Origin of the sequence: Mycobacterium bulgaricum (genome assembly GCF_041287165.2) — a bacterium.
GTDB classification, from domain to species: domain Bacteria; phylum Actinomycetota; class Actinomycetes; order Mycobacteriales; family Mycobacteriaceae; genus Mycobacterium; species Mycobacterium bulgaricum.
Genome location: NZ_JBGGKV020000001.1, coordinates 19816 through 40030 on the forward strand (window position 1 = coordinate 19816; position 20215 = coordinate 40030).

The window sequence follows — 20215 nt, forward strand, 5'->3', positions numbered from 1 at the left end:
ATGTGTCGCACCCCTTCCAACGGGAGCGTACCAGCGGCGACGGAGTGCCTATGACACCAATTCGTCACCCTCCAGTCCGATACCGCAGGCAGATGAGCACTTCATTAGCTATCTCCTTCGCATTCTCCAAGTGCCTTATCGATCTTCTCGCAAACGAATTGCAGTGGCTGCGAATGGCCCCGAGTCGTTCGCCGCACCCCCGGCGCAGCACCCAGACCGACCGTCCGGGCGGGCGGCCCCCGCCCGCTCCCCGGCTCGGCGAAGGTGTTTGCTGGGTTCGTCGTGCCATTAGCCTTGCCTGGACGGCACGTACGGCAGTGAAGAGGAGACGTGTGGTGACCGACCGCGACGAGGTCCGGTGGGACTCCGAGCCCCTGACCGACCAGGCCCCCGTGATGCCTCCCCCGCCGGCACCCCGCGGAATGTTCCGGCAACCGCCACCACAGCAGGGTTGGCAGGCACCTACCCGCCCCGTGCCGCCGCAACCCGCTCCTGTTTATCCGTCACCTCCGGCGGGCGGCCCTCCCTGGCCCGGCCCCCAGCATCCGCAGGCTCAGCAGCCGCCGACGTCGTATGCCGAACGCATCCGCCCCGATCAGCTCGTCCCGACACGGAAAGCCGTCCCCGGTCGCGGATGGCGCGCGGTCCTCTACAGGGCCACCTTCGGTCTGGTGAATCTCGGTCCGTCACCCGAAGAGCGACGGCTCGCCGACCTGGAGGCCGTGATACGCGGGCCTCTTCGCGGACGGTTCAAGGTCGGCGTGATGGGTAAGGGCGGGGTCGGCAAGACGACGGTTTCCGCGTGCATCGGCTCGCTGCTCGCCGAACTGCGTCAGGACGACCGAGTCGTCGCCATCGACGCCGACACCGCATTCGGCAAGCTGGGCAGCCGCGTAGACCCGAACGCCCAGGGTTCGTTCTGGGAGCTCGCGGGCGACCAGCACCTGGAGACGTTCGCCGACGTCCGCAACCGACTCGGCCACAACGCCGCGGGCCTGTTCGTCCTCGCCGGGGAGGCGACCCCGGCGCGGCGACGGGTGCTCGACCCGGCGATCTACCGCGAAGCCGCCGCCCGCCTCGACCGTCACTTCTCCATCGTGGTCACCGACTGCAGCTCGACGATGGACTCGCCCGTAACCCAGGAAGTGCTTCGCGATCTGGATGCGCTCGTGGTGGTGTCCTCGCCATGGGTCGACGGTGCCGCCGCGGCCGGGCAGACCCTCGACTGGCTGGCCGCACGGGGGATGACGACCCTGCTTCAGCGCACTGTGGTGGTCCTCAACGATTCCGACGGCCACGCCGACAAGCGCACGAGATCAGTTCTGGCTCAACAGTTTTCAGGCCAGGGCCAGCCCGTCATCGAGATACCGTTCGACGGCAGCCTGCGGCCGGGCGGTGTCATCGACGGGACCGGTCAGATGTCGCGGGCGGCAAGGCGCAAACTCGTCGAAGTCACAGCGGCGTTGGCGGGGTTCTTCCCTCGCGACGACCGCCCGCGCGACCGCCGCTGAAGCTCACGCGATCTGAGCGACCAACCCTTCGATCGCATCGACCTCAGCCGCCGAGACGGGTTCGCCGGCTTCGGTGTGCCGGATCGCCTCTTCGGAGACTCCCGCCGCCTGGGCGGTTTCGAGGACAGTGAGGTTCGCGCCGCGGCGGGCGGCATAGAGGCGCTGGCCCAACGATGCGTGCGGTGCGGCGGCCGCGCGCAGCATCAGATCGTCGTACAGCGTGCGGACGGTGCTCAACGCTTTGATGAGCGCGGGAGTCACCCGGCCGATCCGGGCGGCGCGCGACGCGACCGCCTCCAACTGGCGCAGATCGGCGAGGATCGCGGTCGCCCGCGGCATGAACGCGGGATCGTCGGCGGAGGGCAGCGTGCCCGCCGACGAGCCGAGGGCTCCGACCGCGGTGATCACGGCCTGGGCGATGAGTGACGCCTCGTCGCCGCCCGGCGTGGGCAGTGCTGCGGCTGGCGCGGGGCGGCTGCTGGGCACGGGTTCGCCTCTGCGAAGGCGCGCGATGGTGCCCGGCGGCCACTGCAGGATCTCCTCGAGGCGTGCCCTCGTCCGCTCCCGGGGCCAGCTTCTGCCCTTCTCGAAGGCGATGAGGGCGCCGGCGTTGATGATGCCCTCGGCAGCCAGGCTGCGTTGACTGATGTCGAGTTCACGTCTCCGGGCGGCCGCGGCCGCGCCCGCCCGAAGCATGCCGGCGTCCGGTGCCCCGGTCGACGCGTCGACCGGTTCAGCGTTCGTCATCTCCCGGAATCCCTCATGCGGTAAGGCCAGCGAGCGCCGGAAAGAGCGCCGCAACACGTCAAAACTACATCATTTCGCTGGTCTATACCGTATCAACGCAATAGAAATTTCGATCAATCTGTAGCACCTACTGAAAACCGCTGCGGGCGCAAAAGTGCAGTTGAACGCCCTGTCGGTGTAAGAACCGTTGCGGCTCGACCCGCTCCCCACCGCCAGACTGAAGCACAAACTGTTGCAGCGCTACGGTTTCTTGGTTACGTTGTGCGTCATCGCGGCGATCGCGCCGCCGGCAGAGGTAAGGAGCACACCGATGAACGCAAAGTCCTGGGATGAGACGCCGGTCGGCGAGTGCACGCGCGACCCCGAACGCTGGACCACAACCGCTGACGACGAAGCCAAGGCGATCTGCCGGTCCTGTCCGCGACGGTGGCTGTGCGCGAAGGAAGCCTACGAGTCGCCTCGCGCAGAGGGTCTGTGGGCGGGAATCTATGTCCCCGAGGCGGGCCGCGGCCGCACCTTCGCGTTGCGGCAGCTCAAGTCCCTGGCCGAACAGAACGGCTACCCGGTAGGCGAGCGCCGGGTGTACTACGCCGATATTGCTTGACACCGAGCCGTCCGCCGCCGGTCGAGGGGTCGGCGGCGGACGCGCCCCGGAATAGTTCGGACCGGGTGGCGGTTACATGATTCGTCGGTGCCGGGCATGCCCCGGGCCCCAACCCACAGTCGCCGCGAGCGACCACTTGCCGAGAGGCGCAGGCGGCACCGACCCGAACACTCACCAAGTGTCGATGAACCGGCTCCCAGCGGGAGCCGGTTTTTTCGTGGCCCCCAGGGTGGCAGCGACGACTGAGCGGGTGTCCGCCGGGTCGATCACGTCATCGATCTCGAACAGCATCGCGGCGTTGAGCGCCTTGGCGTTCTCCTGTGCCGCCGCCGTGGCGATCCGTACCCGCTCCTCCCGCTCCTGCGCGTCGGCGATCGCCTCCAGTTCTTTGCGCATCCCGAGCCGGACGGCCCCTTCGAGACCCATCGGACCGAGATGCGCACCCGGCCAGGCCACTGTCAGCACCGGCTCGTGCAAACTGCCACCCGCCATGGCCTGCGCCCCGAGGCCGTAGCCCCGGCGCAGGATCACCGCAATGAGCGGTGCGCGAAGTGCCGCTCCTGCGACCAACATTCGCGATGCCCGCCTCACCAACGAGTCGGCTTCGGCGGCCGGGCCCACCATGTATCCGGGGCAGTCGATCAGCGAAACCACCGGCAACCCGAATGCGTCGCACAGCTGGAGGAAGCGGGCGGCCTTGTCGGAGGCCGCTGCCGTGATGGCCCCCGCCGTGAACCGTGTGTCGTTGGCGATCACGCCGACGGGCCGCCCCTCGATGCGGGCCAGCGCCGTCACCATCTCCCGGGCGAATCGCGGGCGCAGGAACGTCACCGAGTTCTCGTCGGCGAGGGTCTCGATGACGGGCGCGACGTCGTAGGCGCGCCGAGCGCGCTCGGGTACCGCGGTGCGCAGCGCGGTTTGGTCGGGCACGGTCCATTCGCCGACGGATCCCTGGAAGTAGCCGACGAGACGTTTCGTCACCGCGACGGCTTGGGCTTCGTCGTCGACTACGACGTCGACGTTGCCGTTGGGCTCCTGCACCGTCATCGGACCGACGTCATCGGGCGGGACGTCTCCGAGGCCGCCGCCGGCGATCATCGCGGGGCCGCCCATGCCCAGCGAAGCATCGCGGGTCGCCACGATCAGATCGGAAGCGCCTGCGATGACGGCGTTTCCGGCAAAACAGCGGCCTTTGACCACAGCGATCCGGGGCACGAGGCCAGAGAGCCGAGCCCAGAGGGCAAAAGCCCGGGTATCGAGCGATGACACCGCCGGATAGTCCGTGTCACCGGGCCTGCCGCCACCGCCCTCGGCGAAGAAGACCGTAGGCAGGCGCATCCGCTCGATCAATTCGAACAGGCGGTCCTTTTTCCGGTGACCCAGCCCTCCCTGGGTGCCGGCGAGCACGGTGTAGTCGTAGGACAGCACCGCACAGGCAGCGGCGTCGGCATCGAAGAGGGCTCCGTTGATCCGGGCGGTGCCTGCGATGAGTCCGTCGGCGGGCGTGCGGGCGATCAGCTCGTCGATGTCACGGCGTGCGCGCTGCGGTGCGACGGCGAACCGGCCGTACTCGACGAAGGATCCGGAGTCGACCAGATCGTCGAGGTTCTCGCGGGCAGTGCGGCCGCCGGCAGCGTGCCTGCGCGCGACGGCGTCCGGCCGGGCGGCGTCCTCGGTCAGACCGCGGCGGCGTAGGACCTCCGCCAGGTCGGCGCGTCGCGGCTCCTGTTCAGGCATCGAGTTGGTCGATGGCGGTTGAGATCTCGTCGAGGAGGGCGTCGACCTGGGCCTCGTCGTAACCGCGCTTGCCGAACGGCGGTTTGTTGAACCGAACGGCACGCACGTCGTCGGCGGTGAGGTGGCCCCGACCGTCGAGACGACGGGCGCAGAGGGCGACGAAGTCGAGCACTGCTTTCTCGTTGTACCCGCGCTTGCCGAGCGGCGGCTTCTCGAACGTGAAATTCCGCAGGTACTCGGCCGTGACGGCGCCCTCGCTCATGGCGACAGACTAGTGCGCAGGTTATCCACAGGGCCGCCGGTTTCTGCCTCTGGATTGTCGGGCGTCGGGCATAGCGTGCGGCTATGACGAACTGGATCAACACAGTCAGCCGCGATCACGTCGAGCGCGCTGTACGCGGCCGCTTCACGCAGGCCAATCACGGCAAGCCCCACATGCTGCGCAAGATGGAACGCGGCGACTGGATTGTCTTCTACTCGCCCAAGACCGTCTACCCCGATGGCCCGCCACTGCAGGCGTTCACGGCGATCGGCCAGGTCGCCGATGACGAGCCCTATCAAGGCGATGTGTCGCCGGATTTCCAGCCGTGGCGACGCAATGTCGACTTTCTCCAGTGCGCGGAGACGCCGATCCGTCCCCTGCTCGACGACCTCGACTTCGTCGAGGACAAGGCGCGATGGGGATACAAGTTCCGGTTCGGGGTGTTCAAGATCTCCGACGGCGACCTCGACGTCATCCGTTCCGCCATGATCCAGCCGGCGAAGGAGTCTAGCCTGAGTCCATGAGCAACACGGATGTCGCACCCGCCGAAGTCGATTGTGCGGCATCGGGACTCGCTGCCAATCTGGCGGGCGTGCTGCATCCGCGGGAGGTACCGCTGGGCGGTCCGCGGGCAATCCGGGTGCGGCGAACCCTTCCGCAGCGGGAGCGGTCGCTCATCGGCGCCTGGTGCTTTGCCGACCACTACGGACCCCACGATATCCGCCAAGGCAGCGGCATGGACGTCCCGCCGCACCCGCACACCGGGCTGCAGACGGTCAGCTGGTTGTTCAGCGGTGAGATCGAGCACCGCGACAGCGCAGGCGTGCACGCGATGGTCCGGCCCGGTGAGCTGAACTTGATGACAGCGGGCGCGGGCATCTGTCACTCCGAGGTCTCCACCGCCTCGACGACGCTGCTCCACGGGGTCCAGCTGTGGGTGGCACTGCCTGACGCCGATCGTGACACCGACAGGGATTTCGCGCACCACGCGCCGAAACCGCGCGCCGTGGGCGACGCCGTCGTGCGGGTGTTCCTCGGCGAACTCGACGCCGACCGCTCGCCGGTTCACACGTTCACGCCGCTGCTGGGCGCGCAGGTCGACCTCGAAGCCGGCGCCGAGATCTCGCTGGACGTCGACCCGACGTTCGAGCATGGCGTCCTCGTCGACCAGGGCGATGTCGCCGCATGCGAATCCGCCCTCGCACCAGGCGATCTCGGCTATCAGGGCACCGGACACAGCCGGCTCGTGGTCGCCAACCGCGGCGAGACCCCCGCCCGGGTCGTGCTGCTCGGGGGCACACCGTTCGGCGACGAGCTGGTGATGTGGTGGAACTTCGTGGGCCGCAGCCACGACGACATCGCAGGCTACCGCGAGCAGTGGCAGCGGGAACACGAGCGCTTCGGCGTGGTCCACGGTTACCGCGGTGCCGTCGCCCGGTTGCCCGCGCCCCCACTCCCCAACGCCACCCTGCGCCCTCGGCCCAACCCCGGGGTATAGAGGAGGTATGACCACCGACAAGACCGGCGCGCCCACCGACGTCACCGCCGAGGCGGACCGCTTCAGTATCTCCGTCGACGGGCAGAAAGCCGGCTTCACCGAGTTCATCGACGTGGGCAACCAGCGGGTCTTCCCCCACACCGAAATCGACGACGCGTTCGGCGGACGCGGGCTGGCGACAATCCTGGTGCAGGAGGCGCTCGACAAGACACGGGCCGACGGCCTGCGCATCGTGGCCGTCTGCTCGATGGTGGCGGGGTTCATCGACAAGCATCCGGAGTACGCCGATTCGGTCGATCCCCTGACCACCGACCTCAAGCGCGCCCTCGCCCACCGCTGAACCGCAGGTCCATTCCGCCACCACCCGTTTCGGTGCGCACATTCGGGCAATTCGGAGGTCATGGGTAAGACAGGTTCCGCCTTCGCTGCCGCCGCCGCTTCGACACTTGCGGCAGTCGCCGCCCGCGACCTGTTCCAACGCAAACACGCGCTGCTGCGCAACTTCCCGCTGCTCGGGCACGCCCGGTACTTCATCGAGGCAATTGGGCCCGAGCTGCGCCAGTACATCGTCGCCGCGAACGACGAAGAACGGCCGTTCACCCGCGATCAGCGCCGATGGGTGTACGCCTCGGCGAAGAAGGAGAACAACTACTTCGGTTTCGGCACCGACAACGACATCGAGCACACCGCCGGCTATCCGGTGATCAAACACCGCACCTTCGGGCACACCGTGCCGCCGTCATCGCCGACCGCCGCCCACGAGGTACACCTGCCCTGCGCGAAAGTCGTCGGGGAAGCGCGGAACAGGAGCAAGGCATTCCGGCCGTCCTCGGTCGTCAACATCTCGGCGATGAGCTATGGCTCGTTGTCCGCAAACGCCGTCGAGGCGTTGAATCGAGGCGCCAAACTCGCGGGATGCCTGCACAACAGTGGTGAGGGTGGCATCTCCCGCTTTCACCGGCAGGGCGGTGAGCTGATGTTCCAGATCGGCACCGCGTACTTCGGCTGCCGCGACGCCGACGGCCGGTTCAGCCTCGATAAGCTCAAAGAGGTCGTCGAGCGGGATCCGGTGCGCGCCATCGAGATCAAGCTCAGCCAGGGCGCCAAACCGAGCCTCGGCGGCCTGCTCCCCGCGGCCAAAGTCTCCGCCGAGATCGCCGCGGCGCGAGGAATCGAGGAGGGCCGCGACTGCGTCAGCCCGTCGCGGCATGCCGAATTCTCGGACACCGACAGCCTTTTGGACTGGGTCGAGCTGATTGCCGCCGAGACAGGCCTGCCCGTCGGGATCAAAGCCGCCGTCGGCGATCTCGACTTCTGGCGCGAACTCACCCACCTGATGCGCGAGACCGGCCGCGGCGTCGACTTCGTCACCATCGACGGCGGTGAAGGCGGCACCGGCGCCGCGCCGCTGATCTTCACCGACAGTGTGTCGCTGCCGTTCCAGCTCGGCTTCGCCCAGGTTTACCGCATCTTCGCCGAGCAGGCCCTGCACGAACAGGTCACCTTCATCGGCGGCGGCAAGCTCGGCCTCCCCGACAACGCGGTCGTCGCGTTCGCGCTCGGCTGCGACATGGTCAACGTGGCGAGGGAGGCAATGCTCGCGATCGGATGCATCCAGGCGCAGAAGTGCCACACGGACACCTGCCCCACCGGAGTCGCCACTCAGAATGCGTGGCTGGCCCGCGGCCTGGTACCGGAGATCAAGGCCGTGCGCGCGGCGAACTACATCAAGACCCTGCGCCGCGATCTCGTGAAGGTCGCCGAGGCGTGCGGTGTCGAACACCCCGGGCTCATCAGCACCGAGTCCGTCGACATCATCGACGGCAGAACGGGTTCCACCCCTCTGCACGACGTGTACAGGTACACGCCGGGGATGGGACTGCCGTCCGCCGCCGACCGCGCGCAGATCATCGAGCTGATGACGCACCAGGATCATCACGGAGGATCTGCGCCGCCGTCGTCGTTGGCCGTCGGCTGAGAATCCGCCGGTCTCCGCTATCGTCGCCGCGGTGGGCACCCGCTGTTTCTTCGTTCCCGACGGCGACACCTTCGCTCCGACGGACTGGGCGCGCGGGCCGTGGGGCGACACGATCAGCGGCAACTACGTCGGAGGACTGCTCGGCCATGTCATCGAGCGCGACGCCGCCGACCCGGAATTGCAGCCTGCCCGCCTCACGGTCGATCTGTTTCGCCCCGCCGCGCTCGCCGACTCTGTTCGCGTCGCGACCTCGGTGGTCCGCGAAGGGCGCAGGCTCAAGCTGGTCGACGCCACGATGACGCAGTCCGGGACGGTCGTCGCCCGCGCCAACGCGCTGTTCCTGCGCCGCGGTGTCCAACCGCCCGGCCCGCGGTGGACGACGGAGGTGACCATGCCGCCGGTTCCGCCCCTGCCGGACCCGGTTCCCGACGACGTCGTCACGCTCGTATGGACCTACGGCAAGAACGGGGACGCCCCGAGCTTCGGACTCGGCGCGTGGGCGCACGACGGCCCGAAGTACATCTGGGCGTACGACCTCGCCCCGATGGTCGACGGCGTCGAGCTGACGGCGTTCACCCGCGCGGCCATGGCCGGGGACATGGCGAGCTCGCTGACCCACTTCGGAACCGATGGTCTGCCGTTCATCAACGCCGACTACACGCTCACGCTCAGCCGCCTACCCCACGGGCCCTACCTCGGGCTGGCGGCGCTGACACATCACAGCCATGACGGGGTCGCCACTGGCACCGCCGTTGTCGTGGACGCATCCGGACCGCTAGGGACGGCAACGGCCACCGCGCTGTCCAATCCTGGGTTCAACCCGCCGCGGGCGCCGCTCAGCTGAGATATTGCGCGGTGCTGCCCGAGACCGGCATGCCGCCCATACCGAGCTTGCGATGGTCCCAGCTCCGCAGCCGCGACGGCACGACCCGTACACAGATCCGGTTGTTCATCATCTGGTCCACGAAGGGCCGCATCTCGTCGGTATACGGGCCGGTGTAGCGCTCCCACACGCTGATTCCGACCTTCAGGTTGGTTTCCGGGTCGTCGTGGATCTCTGCTTCACCGTCGATCGACACCCCGCGCAGCGTGTCGTAGGACAGACCGTCCTCGATCATCACCGTGATCGTGGGATCTCGGCGCAGATTGACGGCCTTCTGCGACTTCGCTTTGGTCTCGAACCAGATCTGTCCGTCGATGACGGCGTACCACATCGCCACCAGGTGCGGCCGGCCGCTCGGCAGCACCGTGGCCATGGTCGCCGTGCGGCTGCGTTCGATGAACTCGGCGATCTCGCCGTCTGACATCACGATCTTCGCGCGTTCGTTTTTGCCCACGCGTCGATACTGGCAGGCGGCGGTTCACATCGTGACGCAGGCTAGTCCTTCTCCCGGTACTCGATGACCTTGATGTCGAACCATCCGGCTTCCCGAGCGGCTTCCAGGCGGTCGGCGGTGTAGTGGACCGTCACGCGGGAGAAGACAGCCGGCAACGACGAAATACGTTCACGGACTTCGGCTTCGGTGGGCCCGCGGCCTAGCCGCCACACCTTGCCATGCTTGTCGTAGGCGTCCACCGTGCATTCGTCCAGCGCCATGAGATCGGGAACCATGGAATCGGTCACCACGGTCGTACAGGCGGGGATCACGGGACAAACGAACACCAGCCATGCTTGCGTTCTTGCGCCTTCCCGAGCACCACCTCGCCGGCGTGAACTGCGTCTAGCTCCACCGCTGGATTCACGTGTTTCGAACATACATGCGACGGGCATTCAGACCCCATGAGCGACAACATCACCCAGGCACCGCAGGAGAACGCCGAGAAGGACCCGTCCGACTGGGTCACCGGGGACGAGCCGATGACCGGGCCCCAGCGCAGCTACCTACAAACCCTCGCGCAGGAAGCCAATGTCGATGTCCCCGACGACACGACCAAGGCCCGCGCCTCCGAACTCATCGACGAACTCCAACAGAAGACCGGGCGCGGTCAGTAGAAGTTCACCGGCGGCAGCGGCCGGATACCGCCTCCGCTGTTGCCGCCGGAGAACGTCACCGATTCCTTCCGCGACTGCGTCAGCGACAGCGTTCCGATGTGGCGGAAGCGTCCCACCGGAGGGCTGATGACGAAACTCAGCTCGTCTCGGGCACCGAACCGCACATCGGAGCCGGCGGTGGAGGTTTTGATGCCGAACAGCACCGGCTGCAATCCGGCCAGGTAGAGCCACAACGACGAGTAGAGCGGGGCAACCGGGTCGGCGGGCAGCACCGCGTGGTGCAGCGGGGCCCCGTCACCGGACGACGCGAGAACGAAGTCCTGGTCGTTTCCGGCGCCGTGTGCGTCCGGGATCTTGATGCGAATCCAACGCGGCTCACTTCCGGCACGATCGGGCCCGGCCTGCACTATTGCCTCATGGGACGACCCGGGTTCGAGCAGCGGGACTCCCCCCGGCACATCCGCATCGCGGTCGATCATCAAAACTGCGTCGTACGCCGACGACTCACCGGACGACACGGTCTCCACCTGACCGACCACGGCGGCGACGGTCGCTCGGACCGCATGCGTTCCTGCTGACAAAACGTCTGCGTCTGCGATTCGCATGACGACCCGGTACCCCCTCGGGTCCGCGATCACGCGCGTGAGGTCCAGATGTCAGACCTGCGTAAGGCGCGCCGTGCCCGGACCATCGAACGCCCGTGCGTCGACGCCTCGGCCGGATACGGCCATCAGCAGGTCGATCGCACTGGCGCGCACCTCGTCTCCGGCGCCTGCGGCGAAATCACCGTCGGTCGCGACGAGACGCACCCCCTCGACGCGTTCGCGACCGCCGCCCATCGCCACGGCGGCCTTGATCTGATAGGCCAGGGCTGCCGTGACGGCGGTGCGCTGATAGGTGGCCGGGATACCGAGGGGACGTCGGATGTCCTCGCCGTGGACGATCGCCTCGACCAGACGGGTGGGACGCGGCGCGATCGGAGTCAGGGTCAGCGGGACTGCCGCCCGCAACGCTTCGACGGTGTCCCGCGGGTCCGCGCGCCGCTCACGACGGATCCCGAGGGCGTTGTCACCGTCGAAGTCGAAGCGCGCGTTAAACATTCGTCGCGCGAACCCGATTCGCGACGTTCTCGCGGTATCGACGAGGTGGGCCAGCACGTCGTGCACATCCCATCCCGGGCACAGTGATGGTGTGGTCCACGCGCGCGTCGGCAAGGTTGCCAGGTCGTCGGCGAGGCGGGCCCGCTCGGCATGAACGAACGACCACACCTGCGACTTGCTGAGCTTCATGCGATGTTGACCTCTGCGGGGCGCAGAGGTCATCGCTCAGCGGATCAGTGTCGCTCCACCGTCCAGGCGGATCTGCTGTCCGGTCATGAACCGGGACTCGTCGGCAAGCAGGTACACGGCCGCATAGGCGGTCTCCCACACGGTGCCGCGCCCCATCTTCAGCTTGACGACCTCCAGGTAGGTTTCCTCGACCTCGTCGGGCGCGAGCCCGAACAGTGTCTGCGAGTCGTGGTTGCCCAGCACGGAATTGATCGGGCCCAGCATCAGGGTGTTGGCGCGGATGCCCGCTGCGGCGAACTCCGCGGCGGTGAGCTCGGTGATGTAGTTCAGGCCGGCCTTACCGAGCGCGTACGGCAGGATGCCGATGTTCAGGCCGAGCTCGTTCTTGATGCTGGCGATGGACGAGATGTTGACAATGCTGCCGGTCGTGTCGCCCTCGTTCTTCTCCATGCACTGCGCTGCGAAGAGATTGCAGTAGTAGCAGCCCAACATGTTGACGTCGATGCCGTAGTTGAAGTCCTCGGTGGTCATCGAGTTGGCGACCGGGTCGAACGGTGGATTCACCGCGACGCTGTACACCATGCCGTCCAGACGACCGCTTCTGCTCATCGTGGCATCGAAGATCTTCTGGCAGCCCTCCTTGTCGGAGACGTCGGCCGCTACGGCGTAACCTTTGCCGCCTTCGGCGGTGATCACATCCACAGTTTCCTGTGCAGCGGCGAGGTTGCGGTCGGCGGCGACCACTTCGGCGCCGTGCCGGGCGGCCAGAATGGCGGTGGCCCGGCCGTTGCCCAGCCCGGGCCCCGGCATCTGGCCACCGCCGACGATGACCACCACCTTGCCGGACAGGTCCAGCGCCTTGCGGTCCTTCATTCCGAAATCGGTGCTCATCGAATCTCCTGCGGTCTTCTCCACTGGCTGACCAAACGTACAGCGTCTACCTGACCGATCGTACAGTACTTAGCTGACCAAACGTAAAGTGAACTCCTGGCCGAATGGTCAGCTACGATCGCGCTGTGAGTGAGGCCACCACCCGCCAGCGACTGATCGAGGTCGCCATCGAACTGTTCGGTGAGCACAGCGTCGCGGGCACGTCGCTGCAGATGATCTCCGAGGCCCTCGGACTGACGAAATCGGCGATCTACCACTACTTCCGGACACGGGACGAGCTGCTTGACGCGATCCTGGACCCCGTCCTGGCAGAGCTCGCGGTGCTGATCGCAGAGGCGGAAGCGCAGCGCACCGCCCGAGCCAGGGCCGACCGCATGTTGATCGGATACGCCGCCCTCGCCGCAGCGAACCGCAACCTCATCTCGGTGCTCAGCAGCGACCCACACGTCACCGAGCTGGTGCGAAGAAGGGCCGAATGGAGCTCGACGGTCACGCGTCAGATGCGCCTGTTCGCCGCCCTCGAGCCCGGCGTCGGCGGCCAGGTGAACGCAGCGATCGTGATGTCGGGGTTCGCGGGCGCCGCCCGTGGTGAGTTCGAGGCGCTCGACGACGATGCCCTGCGCGATCAGTTGGTCGCCGCGGGCCGGCGCACGCTCGGCCTTCGAGCGCCCCGCGCCGTCAGCGGTCGGTGAGCACCGCCTCGAACGCCACCCGGTCGCCGCGATAAAGCGCGCGCACCACCTCGATAGGGACGCCGTCCACGTCCAGCGATCTGCGGTTGAGGAGCAGCATCGGCATCGCGGTGGTCGACTCGAGCAGACCCGCTTCCCTGGGTGACGGCAGAACCGTTTCGATGCGCTCGGTTGCCGTGCCGAACTCCACTCCCCTGGCCCGCAGCGCGGCATACAGCGAGCTCGTCGGGTCGAAGTCCCGCGTCAGGTCGGCGAATCGGTGCAGCGGCAGATACGTGCTCTCCAGGCCGATGCGCGCGCCGTCGGCGAGCAGGACACGTTCCAGGTGCATCACCCGCGAGGACGCCGAGACATCAAGCGCGCCGGCCACTTCCGCGTCCACGGTGATGTTCTCCCAGGTCACCAGCAAGCGGCCCGGCGTCCGGCCCATCCGCTGCGCGCCCTCGGTATAGGACTTCAGCGACAGCGGTTGCACGAGCTTGGGCCGCGACACCACGGTTCCGCGGCCGCGACGTTCGATGCGGCCCTCGACCAGAAGTTCGTGCACCGCCTGCCGCACCGTCTCGCGCGCGACACCGAAACGCGCCGCCAACTCCCGCTCGGGGGGGAAGGCATCTCCTTCGCGCAAGTTCTCAAGAATCTCGTCCAGGCGCGTGCGGACGAGGTAGGGCTTCGGCACGGTCACCGCGCGAGTTTCTCCGCGAGGTCGAGAACCACGGCCAGCGGCACACCCGCCGCGCCCGGGTCTTTCGCGGCGTCGTCATACCGGCGTAGCCGCAGGGCGTCGCGGCACCACGGGTGGCCGGCGAACTCGGGGTCGATGCGCGGGCCACCCTGCTCCGCCAGGGAAGCCAGCGACGTCGGGCTGAGGGCGGCCGCGTACGCGGGATCCGTGGCAGCCAGGTACCGCTTGGCTGCCACGTGCGCCCAGGCCAGCCAGCCGACACGGGACCCGAACCGCGGCTCGATCCAGTCGCGCGCCAGCCCGGAATGATCCTCCATCCCCGGCCCTCCGAGGAGCGGACTGTGCCCGATGTCGTGCAGCGCCGCCGCCAGCACGAGTTCGTCGTCAGCGCCGTCGTCGAGAGCACGCGCTGCCGCTTGCATGGCGTGATCCCACTCGTCGACGGCTTCTTCGTCCCACACTCCGCGCAACGATCTCAGCACCGCGGCTGTTTCGGTGCGCACCGCTTCGGGTTGTCCCGGCATGCACCGACCATACCCCAAATTGGTCTATACCAATTGTTAACCCGCTGTTCCCGCTGCTCACATCGCCTGCTTGCGGCAAGGACGTTCGCGCGGAGTTACCTCAGCGCCCATGCGGGTCACGATCATCGGCGCCGGCATCCTCGGAACCGCCCACGCGTGGCAGGCAGTCCGCAGGGGCCATGACGTCACACACCTCGAACGGGAGGCCGAACCTCGCGGGGCCACCGTGCGCAACTTCGGTCTGGTCTGGGTGTCGGGCCGCTCGTCGGGGGAACTCGACGCCAGCCTGCGGTCGCGCATCCTGTGGGAGGAGATCAGCGCGGAAGTGCCCGGCATCGGCTTCCGGCCCTGCGGCTCGATGACGCTGCTGCGCACGCCGGCCGAAGTCGCTGTCGCCGAGGAGGTCTGCGGCAGGGCCGACGCCGGGCGGCGCGGATTCCGGCTTCTCGACCCCGGCGCCGCGCGCGCCGTCAACCCTGCTCTACGCGGAAAATTCGTCGCGGCCCTGCACTGCACCCGCGACGGCGCAGTCGAGTCCCGTCAGGCGCTGCCCGCGATGCGGGCAGTCCTCGGTGCCACCGGGCGCTACCAGTTCATCCCGGGCACCGAGGCGCGCAGCGTCGACGGCACCCGCGTCCGCGACGACCGCGGCAACACCCACGAGGCCGACGTCGTGATCGTGTGTGCCGGTGCCGCGCACAGCGGACTGGTGCGTGATCTGGCCGGTGACATGCCGGTGCGCCGGGTGCGCCTGCAGATGATGCAGACCGCTCCGCTGGACGAGCCGCTGACCACGGCGATCGCCGACGGCGACAGCCTGCGGTACTACCCCGCCTACGCCGGCAACGCCTTGGACTCGTTGCAGCGCCGGGAGAATCAGGACCCTGTGGCCTACGAGCACCGCATGCAGTTGCTGTGTGTGCAGCGCCTCGACGGCGGCCTCACGATCGGCGACACCCACGAGTACGACGAGCCGTTCGCGTTCGACGTGACAGAGGCGCCCTACCGCTACCTCACCGGCGTCGTCGAAGAGCTACTGGGCCGTCCACTGCCGCCGATCCGGCAGCGGTGGGCCGGCGTGTACAGCCAGTGCGTCGACCCTGGGCGCCTGGCCTACCGGGCAGAGGTGGCCCCCGGGGTGTGGGTCGTGACAGGACCAGGTGGCCGCGGCATGACGCTGGGCCCGGTCATCGGTGAACAGACGGCCAACGAGATGGGATTGTGACCATGCACGACAACGGAATTCAGCTGGCTGTCGTCGACATGGCCGGCACCACCGTGGCCGACGACGGACTCGTCGTCGAGGCTTTCGAGGCTGCCGCCGAAGCAGGCGGACTCCCCGCGAGCGGGCCGGAACGCGAACACGCCCGCCAGTACGTCCTCGACACGATGGGGCAGTCCAAGATCACGGTGTTCCGTGCGCTGTTCGACGACGAAGCGACCGCCCAGCGCGCCAACGTCGCCTTCGAGCAAGCCTATGCATCCCTGATCAGTGCGGGCCGCGCCGAACCTGTTCCCGGTGCAGCAGAGGCGCTTTCGCTGCTACGCGACAGCGGTGTCAAGGTCGCGCTGACGACCGGCTTCTCACCGGACACACAGGGCAAACTGCTGGCCGCGCTGGGCTGGCAGGACATCGCCGACCTCGTCCTGGCACCCGGCGAAGGTGTCCGCGGACGCCCCTACCCCGACCTGATCCTCACCGCGCTGTTGCGCACCGGCGCCGACAGCGTGCGCTCCGTCGCCGCCCTCGGCGACACCGCCAGCGACATCGAAAGCGCCCTGCGGGCCGGATGCGCCATCGCGGCAGGAACTCTCACCGGCGCCCATGACGAGCGTCAGCTCGCGGCCGCCGGCGCCACCCACATCGTCACCTCCGTATCCGACTTCGCTGACCTCCTCGTGAAAGGCTGACCATGAAACTCCGCACGACACTCTCGGTGATGGCCGTCGCGGCCGTCGCCACCATGTCCGCCGCGTGTGGTGGGACCGGATCGTCCGGCTCCGGCGACGGCACCACGCTGACGGTCTACAGTGCCGACGGCCTGGCCGGCTGGTATGAGCCCACCTTCAAGAAGTTCACCGAGCAGACCGGTATCAACGTCAACCTCGTGGAAGCCGGCTCGGGCGAGGTGGTCTCCCGCGTCGAGAAGGAACAGTCCAATCCGCAGGCCGACCTGCTGGTCACGCTGCCTCCCTTCATCCAACGGGCCGCGCAGTCGAATCTGTTGCAGCCCAGCGGCGCCGACACCAGTGGCATCGCCGCTGACCAGGTCGGGCCCGATGGCACCTTCGTCCCGATCGTCGACAACGCGCTGAGCTTCATCGTCAACCCCGGAGCCGACCCTGCACCCGTGACATGGGACGACCTGCTCAAGCCCGAGTTCAAGGGCAAGTTGCAGTACTCGACGCCCGGGCAGGCCGGTGACGGCACCGCCGTGCTGGTGCTGCTGCAGCATCTCCGCGGGAAGCCCGGCGCTCTCGAGTATCTGAAGGCGTTGCAGGCCAACAACGTCGGTCCGTCGTCCTCCACCGGCAAGTTGCAACCCAAGGTCAGCAACGGCGAGCTGCTGGTCGCCAACGGCGACGTACAGATGAACCTCGCGTCGATCAAGGACGACGGATCGACGTTCGAGATCTTCATCCCGGCAGGGGCCGACGGAAGGCGGACCAGCATCTCGCTGCCCTATGTGGCCGGCGTGACCGCAGGCGCACCCCACGCCGACGACGCGAAGAAGCTGCTGGCGTTCCTGATCTCGGAAGACATCCAGAAGACCGTGGCCCCCGACGCGCTCGGCATCCCCGTCCTCGAATCCCTCAAGGGCACCGGATCGACGGAGCCGAACACCCCGCTGGCAGTACTCGACGGCGTCGACGTGTGGGTGCCGGACTGGGACGCCGTCCTCGCCGATCTGGACGCCGACCTCGCCGAGTACCAGAAGGCCACCGGTAGCTGACATGGCCGAGACACGGGTCAGCCCGGCCAGCCGGCTGCTCCAACCTGCAGCGGCCGAACCAAACACTCCGGCAATCCTTTTCGACCGGGTAGGAGTGTCCTACGGCCGCGGCAGAAAGGTCACACCGGCACTCGTCGACTTCAACCTGAGGGTGGCGGCGGGCGAAACCATCGCACTGCTGGGCCCCAGCGGGTCGGGCAAGTCGACCGCGCTCAACGCACTGGCCGGGTTCGTCCGTCCCACGTCGGGGCGGGTGCGGCTCGCAGGCCGCGACGTCACCGACCTCGCGCCGGCGCGCCGCGGCATCGGCGTCGTCCTGCAGTCCTATGCGCTGTTTCCTCACATGTCGGTCGCCGACAACGTCGCGTTCGGGCTGCGCGCGCACAAGGTGGCCCGGCGTGAGATCACGCCCCGGGTCGACGACGTGCTGGACATGGTCGGCATGTCGGGTTTCCAGAAGCGTTTGCCGCGTGAGCTTTCGGGCGGACAGCAGCAGCGCGTCGCGATCGCTCGCGCACTGGCGATCCGGCCGTCGGTGCTGCTGCTCGACGAACCGCTCGCCGCGCTCGATGCCCAGTTGCGACAGTCGATGCTGGCCGAGCTGCAGCGCCTCAAGGAGGCATTACCGGACACCGCGATGCTCTACGTCACCCACGACCAGGCCGAGGCACTGGCGCTGGCCGACCGCATCGTGGTGATGAACGACGCGCGCCTGATGGACGTCGACACCGCGGAGAACCTCTGGAAGCGACCTCCGACGACATTCACGGCGGCGTTCCTCGGCGGGGCAAACCTGCTGCCGTGCGAGGTGGGCCGGGTGATCGGCACCTCCGCACTGGTGAAGGTGGGCTCCCGCACCGTCAATGCCGAAGCCCCGCAGCCCGCGTTCGGTCACGCCGACTGGGCACCCGGATCATCGGCACTGCTGTGCGTACGGCCGCACGCGCTGCAGGTCGTGTCCACCCGTGAGCGGGATGCGCTGCAGGCCAGTGTTAACGCCGCGGTCTGGCGCGGCGCAGTGACGCGACTGGTCCTTGCTGTCGACACCCTTCCCGACACCCTCGTCGAGGTCGACGTCCCCGGGCACACGCCGTTCGAGATCGGCGCCGCCGTCGGTCTGCGTCTGCCCGAACCCGCCGGCGTCCTGGTGTCGCCGGGGACCGCGGCATGACAGACGTTCTGGAGAGGGCCGACGCCGCGGTACCGCAGCCGACGCCGGCCGCTCCGCGCTCGAAGGCGTGGCTGTGGGTGCTGCCGCCCCTCGGGCTGGTGCTGCTCGTCGTCCTCTACCCCCTTCTGCGCGTGTTCGTGGAATCGTCGGCAGAGGGGTCATGGGGCGCCGTCCTCGGCTCCGAGGTGTTCCGCGACGCGCTGTGGCGCACCGTCGCCATCGCGGCGACGTCGACGCTGGGCTGCCTGATCCTCGGGACGTTCCTCGCGATCGTGCTGGCTTTCGTCCCGTTTCCCGGTTCCGCGGTGGTGGGCCGACTGATCGACACAGTCTTGGCCCTGCCGTCGTTTCTCATCACACTCGCGTTCACATTCCTCTACGGCAGCGCGGGCGCGGTCAACGCGGCGATCTCGGCGATCACCGGTTCCAGTTCCCCCATGCTGGACTTCCTCTACACGCCCGCAGGCGTCATCACCGCCGAGATCACCTTCTTCACACCGTTCGTGGTGCGGCCGCTGCTTGCGGCGTTCTCGTTGATCCCGCAGGCCCAGCTCAACGTCGCCGCGAGCCTGGGTGCCTCGCCGCTGACGGTCCTGCGAACGGTCGTCATGCCCGAGGCCTGGCCCGCCCTCGCCGCCGGCGGCAGCCTCGTTCTCCTGTTGACCCTCAACGAGTTCGGCATAGTGCTGTTCACCGGCGCCAAGGGCGTCATCACGCTGCCGGTGCTGATCTACACGCGCGGCATCGTCACGTTCGACCTGCCCGGCGCCGCGGTGATCGCCACTGCGCAGGTGTTGCTCTCGCTCGCGCTGTACGGCCTCTACCGGGTGATCTTCGCCCGGCTGACGACCCGAAGGGGGGTCGGTGATGTTGCTGTGGAGCCCCCGAAGTAGAGGGGTGGCACTGGCGGTCTTCGCGATCGTCGTGCTGGTCGTGTTCGTACTGCCGCTGGGCACCGTCCTGCTGGCCGGTCTCGCCGGCTCGTGGACCGGGCCGCTGCCGTCCGATCTGGGCTTCGCCCGATTCGGTGCCGCCCTGTCCGGCGAGGACCTGGCCAGCCTCTCGGTGAGTCTCCAAACAGCGTTCCTGGCAGGCGGTTTCGCGTTGGTGATCGGCACCTGGGCCGCACTGGCGGCGCGAGAGGCGCCCGACTGGCTGCGCCGGGTCACCGACGCGGTCTTCCACCTCCCCATCGCGGTGCCGTCGGTCGCGATCGGATTGGGACTGCTGATCGCGTTCAACGAGAAACCGGTGCTGCTGGGCGGAACTCGGTGGATCGTGATCCTTGCCCACGCCGTTCTGGTGCTGGCGTTTGCCTTCAGCGCAGTCTCCGCCGCGCTGGACCGTCTCGACCCCGCCTACCGGCAGGCCGCCGAATCCCTCGGCGCCGGTCCGGCTCGGGTGCTGGTCCGTATCACGCTGCCATTGCTTCTTCCCGCACTCGGGGCGGCCGCGGGCTTGGCGGTCGCGCTGTCGATGGGTGAGCTGGGCGCCACCGTGATGGTCTACCCCGCGACATGGAAGACGCTTCCGGTCACGATCTTCGGGTTGACCGACCGCGGGCAGGTGTTCCAGGCGGCCGCCAGCACCACGCTCCTGCTCGCTGTCACCCTGGTCTCGTTGATCGTGCTCGGCCGAATTCGCGGGCGCGCTGCGCTGCGCTGAGTGCCGTACCGGTG

25 protein-coding genes are annotated in these 20215 nt (G+C 68.0%); 15 read left to right on the plus strand and 10 right to left on the minus strand.

What is annotated here, in order from left to right; all coding sequences use genetic code 11:
* Positions 1-332 precede the first annotated feature (332 nt).
* Entirely contained in the window at positions 333-1511 is a 1179-nt protein-coding gene (locus ACAG24_RS00105) for a MinD/ParA family ATP-binding protein (protein ID WP_370470676.1), read from the plus strand.
* A 3-nt stretch (positions 1512-1514) separates the two neighbouring features.
* Here the strand turns inward: ACAG24_RS00105 and ACAG24_RS00110 are convergent, their stop codons facing one another.
* Positions 1515-2258: a helix-turn-helix domain-containing protein gene (locus ACAG24_RS00110; RefSeq protein ID WP_370470677.1), complete on the minus strand. Its 744-nt coding sequence runs from the start codon at positions 2256-2258 to the stop codon at positions 1515-1517.
* A 310-nt stretch (positions 2259-2568) separates the two neighbouring features.
* On the opposite strand from ACAG24_RS00110, the gene ACAG24_RS00115 reads away from it, so the two are divergent.
* On the plus strand, positions 2569-2862 hold the full coding sequence (locus ACAG24_RS00115) for a WhiB family transcriptional regulator (protein ID WP_370470678.1): 294 nt from the start codon (positions 2569-2571) through the stop codon (positions 2860-2862).
* A 171-nt stretch (positions 2863-3033) separates the two neighbouring features.
* On the opposite strand, the gene ACAG24_RS00120 is transcribed toward ACAG24_RS00115, so the two are convergent.
* Both ACAG24_RS00120 and ACAG24_RS00125 read right to left on the minus strand, forming a co-directional pair.
* Positions 3034-4599 (minus strand): acyl-CoA carboxylase subunit beta, encoded by a 1566-nt coding sequence (locus tag ACAG24_RS00120; RefSeq protein ID WP_370470679.1) that lies wholly within the window; start codon positions 4597-4599, stop codon positions 3034-3036.
* Positions 4592-4861 (minus strand): DivIVA domain-containing protein, encoded by a 270-nt coding sequence (locus ACAG24_RS00125; RefSeq protein WP_370470680.1) that lies wholly within the window; start codon positions 4859-4861, stop codon positions 4592-4594. The genes ACAG24_RS00120 and ACAG24_RS00125 overlap by 8 nt, the downstream gene beginning before the upstream one ends.
* 83 nt (positions 4862-4944) lie before the next feature.
* On the opposite strand from ACAG24_RS00125, the gene ACAG24_RS00130 reads away from it, so the two are divergent.
* From ACAG24_RS00130 to ACAG24_RS00150, 5 genes are read left to right on the plus strand one after another with little or no spacing between them, the layout of a single operon-like run.
* Entirely contained in the window at positions 4945-5385 is a 441-nt protein-coding gene (locus tag ACAG24_RS00130) for an EVE domain-containing protein (protein WP_370470681.1), read from the plus strand.
* Positions 5382-6359 carry a pirin family protein gene (locus ACAG24_RS00135; RefSeq protein WP_370470682.1) on the plus strand — a complete coding sequence of 326 codons (978 nt, stop codon included), beginning with the start codon at positions 5382-5384 and terminating at the stop codon, positions 6357-6359. Before ACAG24_RS00130 ends, ACAG24_RS00135 begins: the two co-directional genes overlap by 4 nt.
* 7 nt (positions 6360-6366) lie before the next feature.
* A complete protein-coding gene (locus tag ACAG24_RS00140) occupies positions 6367-6699 on the plus strand; it encodes a GNAT family N-acetyltransferase (RefSeq protein ID WP_370470683.1) in 333 nt (110 codons plus the stop codon).
* 60 nt (positions 6700-6759) lie between these two features.
* Positions 6760-8337: an FMN-binding glutamate synthase family protein gene (locus ACAG24_RS00145; protein ID WP_370470684.1), complete on the plus strand. Its 1578-nt coding sequence runs from the start codon at positions 6760-6762 to the stop codon at positions 8335-8337.
* A gap of 31 nt (positions 8338-8368) precedes the next feature.
* Positions 8369-9181 carry an acyl-CoA thioesterase domain-containing protein gene (locus tag ACAG24_RS00150; protein ID WP_370470685.1) on the plus strand — a complete coding sequence of 271 codons (813 nt, stop codon included), beginning with the start codon at positions 8369-8371 and terminating at the stop codon, positions 9179-9181.
* Here the strand turns inward: ACAG24_RS00150 and ACAG24_RS00155 are convergent.
* Positions 9174-9674, minus strand: coding sequence for a pyridoxamine 5'-phosphate oxidase family protein (locus ACAG24_RS00155; RefSeq protein ID WP_370470686.1), 501 nt, complete (start codon positions 9672-9674; stop codon positions 9174-9176). The genes ACAG24_RS00150 and ACAG24_RS00155 overlap by 8 nt on opposite strands.
* 41 nt (positions 9675-9715) lie before the next feature.
* Positions 9716-10000 (minus strand): hypothetical protein, encoded by a 285-nt coding sequence (locus tag ACAG24_RS00160; protein ID WP_370470687.1) that lies wholly within the window; start codon positions 9998-10000, stop codon positions 9716-9718.
* A gap of 117 nt (positions 10001-10117) precedes the next feature.
* On the opposite strand from ACAG24_RS00160, the gene ACAG24_RS00165 reads away from it, so the two are divergent.
* Positions 10118-10330, plus strand: a complete 213-nt coding sequence (locus ACAG24_RS00165; protein ID WP_370470688.1) for a DUF3072 domain-containing protein — start codon at positions 10118-10120, stop codon at positions 10328-10330.
* On the opposite strand, the gene ACAG24_RS00170 is transcribed toward ACAG24_RS00165, so the two are convergent.
* Genes ACAG24_RS00170 through ACAG24_RS00180 form a run of 3 tightly spaced genes read right to left on the minus strand, consistent with a single transcriptional unit; the run spans position 10324 to position 12510 of the window.
* Positions 10324-10935, minus strand: coding sequence for a hypothetical protein (locus ACAG24_RS00170; RefSeq protein WP_370470689.1), 612 nt, complete (start codon positions 10933-10935; stop codon positions 10324-10326). The two genes, ACAG24_RS00165 and ACAG24_RS00170, sit on opposite strands and share 7 nt — an antisense overlap.
* A gap of 51 nt (positions 10936-10986) precedes the next feature.
* A complete protein-coding gene (locus tag ACAG24_RS00175) occupies positions 10987-11619 on the minus strand; it encodes a maleylpyruvate isomerase family mycothiol-dependent enzyme (RefSeq protein WP_370470690.1) in 633 nt (210 codons plus the stop codon).
* 36 nt (positions 11620-11655) lie between these two features.
* Positions 11656-12510: an SDR family NAD(P)-dependent oxidoreductase gene (locus ACAG24_RS00180; RefSeq protein WP_370470691.1), complete on the minus strand. Its 855-nt coding sequence runs from the start codon at positions 12508-12510 to the stop codon at positions 11656-11658.
* A 125-nt stretch (positions 12511-12635) separates the two neighbouring features.
* Between ACAG24_RS00180 and ACAG24_RS00185 the strand changes: the two genes are divergently transcribed.
* Complete coding sequence (locus tag ACAG24_RS00185) at positions 12636-13202, plus strand: TetR/AcrR family transcriptional regulator (protein WP_370470692.1); 567 nt, start codon at positions 12636-12638, stop codon at positions 13200-13202.
* Here ACAG24_RS00185 and ACAG24_RS00190 read toward each other — a convergent pair.
* Both ACAG24_RS00190 and ACAG24_RS00195 read right to left on the minus strand, forming a co-directional pair.
* Complete coding sequence (locus ACAG24_RS00190; protein WP_370470693.1) at positions 13189-13887, minus strand: GntR family transcriptional regulator; 699 nt, start codon at positions 13885-13887, stop codon at positions 13189-13191. The two genes, ACAG24_RS00185 and ACAG24_RS00190, sit on opposite strands and share 14 nt — an antisense overlap.
* Positions 13884-14411 carry an HD family phosphohydrolase gene (locus ACAG24_RS00195; protein ID WP_370470694.1) on the minus strand — a complete coding sequence of 176 codons (528 nt, stop codon included), beginning with the start codon at positions 14409-14411 and terminating at the stop codon, positions 13884-13886. Before ACAG24_RS00195 ends, ACAG24_RS00190 begins: the two co-directional genes overlap by 4 nt.
* A gap of 109 nt (positions 14412-14520) precedes the next feature.
* On the opposite strand from ACAG24_RS00195, the gene ACAG24_RS00200 reads away from it, so the two are divergent.
* Genes ACAG24_RS00200 through ACAG24_RS00225 form a run of 6 tightly spaced genes read left to right on the plus strand, consistent with a single transcriptional unit; the run spans position 14521 to position 20201 of the window.
* On the plus strand, positions 14521-15636 hold the full coding sequence (locus tag ACAG24_RS00200; RefSeq protein ID WP_370470695.1) for a TIGR03364 family FAD-dependent oxidoreductase: 1116 nt from the start codon (positions 14521-14523) through the stop codon (positions 15634-15636).
* A gap of 2 nt (positions 15637-15638) precedes the next feature.
* Complete coding sequence (locus ACAG24_RS00205) at positions 15639-16322, plus strand: phosphonatase-like hydrolase (RefSeq protein ID WP_370471733.1); 684 nt, start codon at positions 15639-15641, stop codon at positions 16320-16322.
* Positions 16323-16324: 2 nt separating this feature from the next.
* A complete protein-coding gene (locus ACAG24_RS00210; protein ID WP_370470696.1) occupies positions 16325-17365 on the plus strand; it encodes a 2-aminoethylphosphonate ABC transporter substrate-binding protein in 1041 nt (346 codons plus the stop codon).
* Position 17366: 1 nt separating this feature from the next.
* Positions 17367-18536, plus strand: a complete 1170-nt coding sequence (locus tag ACAG24_RS00215) for an ABC transporter ATP-binding protein (RefSeq protein ID WP_370470697.1) — start codon at positions 17367-17369, stop codon at positions 18534-18536.
* The gene (locus tag ACAG24_RS00220; RefSeq protein WP_370470698.1) at positions 18533-19429 is read left to right on the plus strand and encodes a 2-aminoethylphosphonate ABC transporter permease subunit; all 897 of its coding nucleotides are present in this window, start codon (positions 18533-18535) and stop codon (positions 19427-19429) included. The genes ACAG24_RS00215 and ACAG24_RS00220 overlap by 4 nt, the downstream gene beginning before the upstream one ends.
* A complete protein-coding gene (locus ACAG24_RS00225) occupies positions 19404-20201 on the plus strand; it encodes an ABC transporter permease (protein ID WP_370471734.1) in 798 nt (265 codons plus the stop codon). Before ACAG24_RS00220 ends, ACAG24_RS00225 begins: the two co-directional genes overlap by 26 nt.
* Positions 20202-20215: the final 14 nt, after the last annotated feature.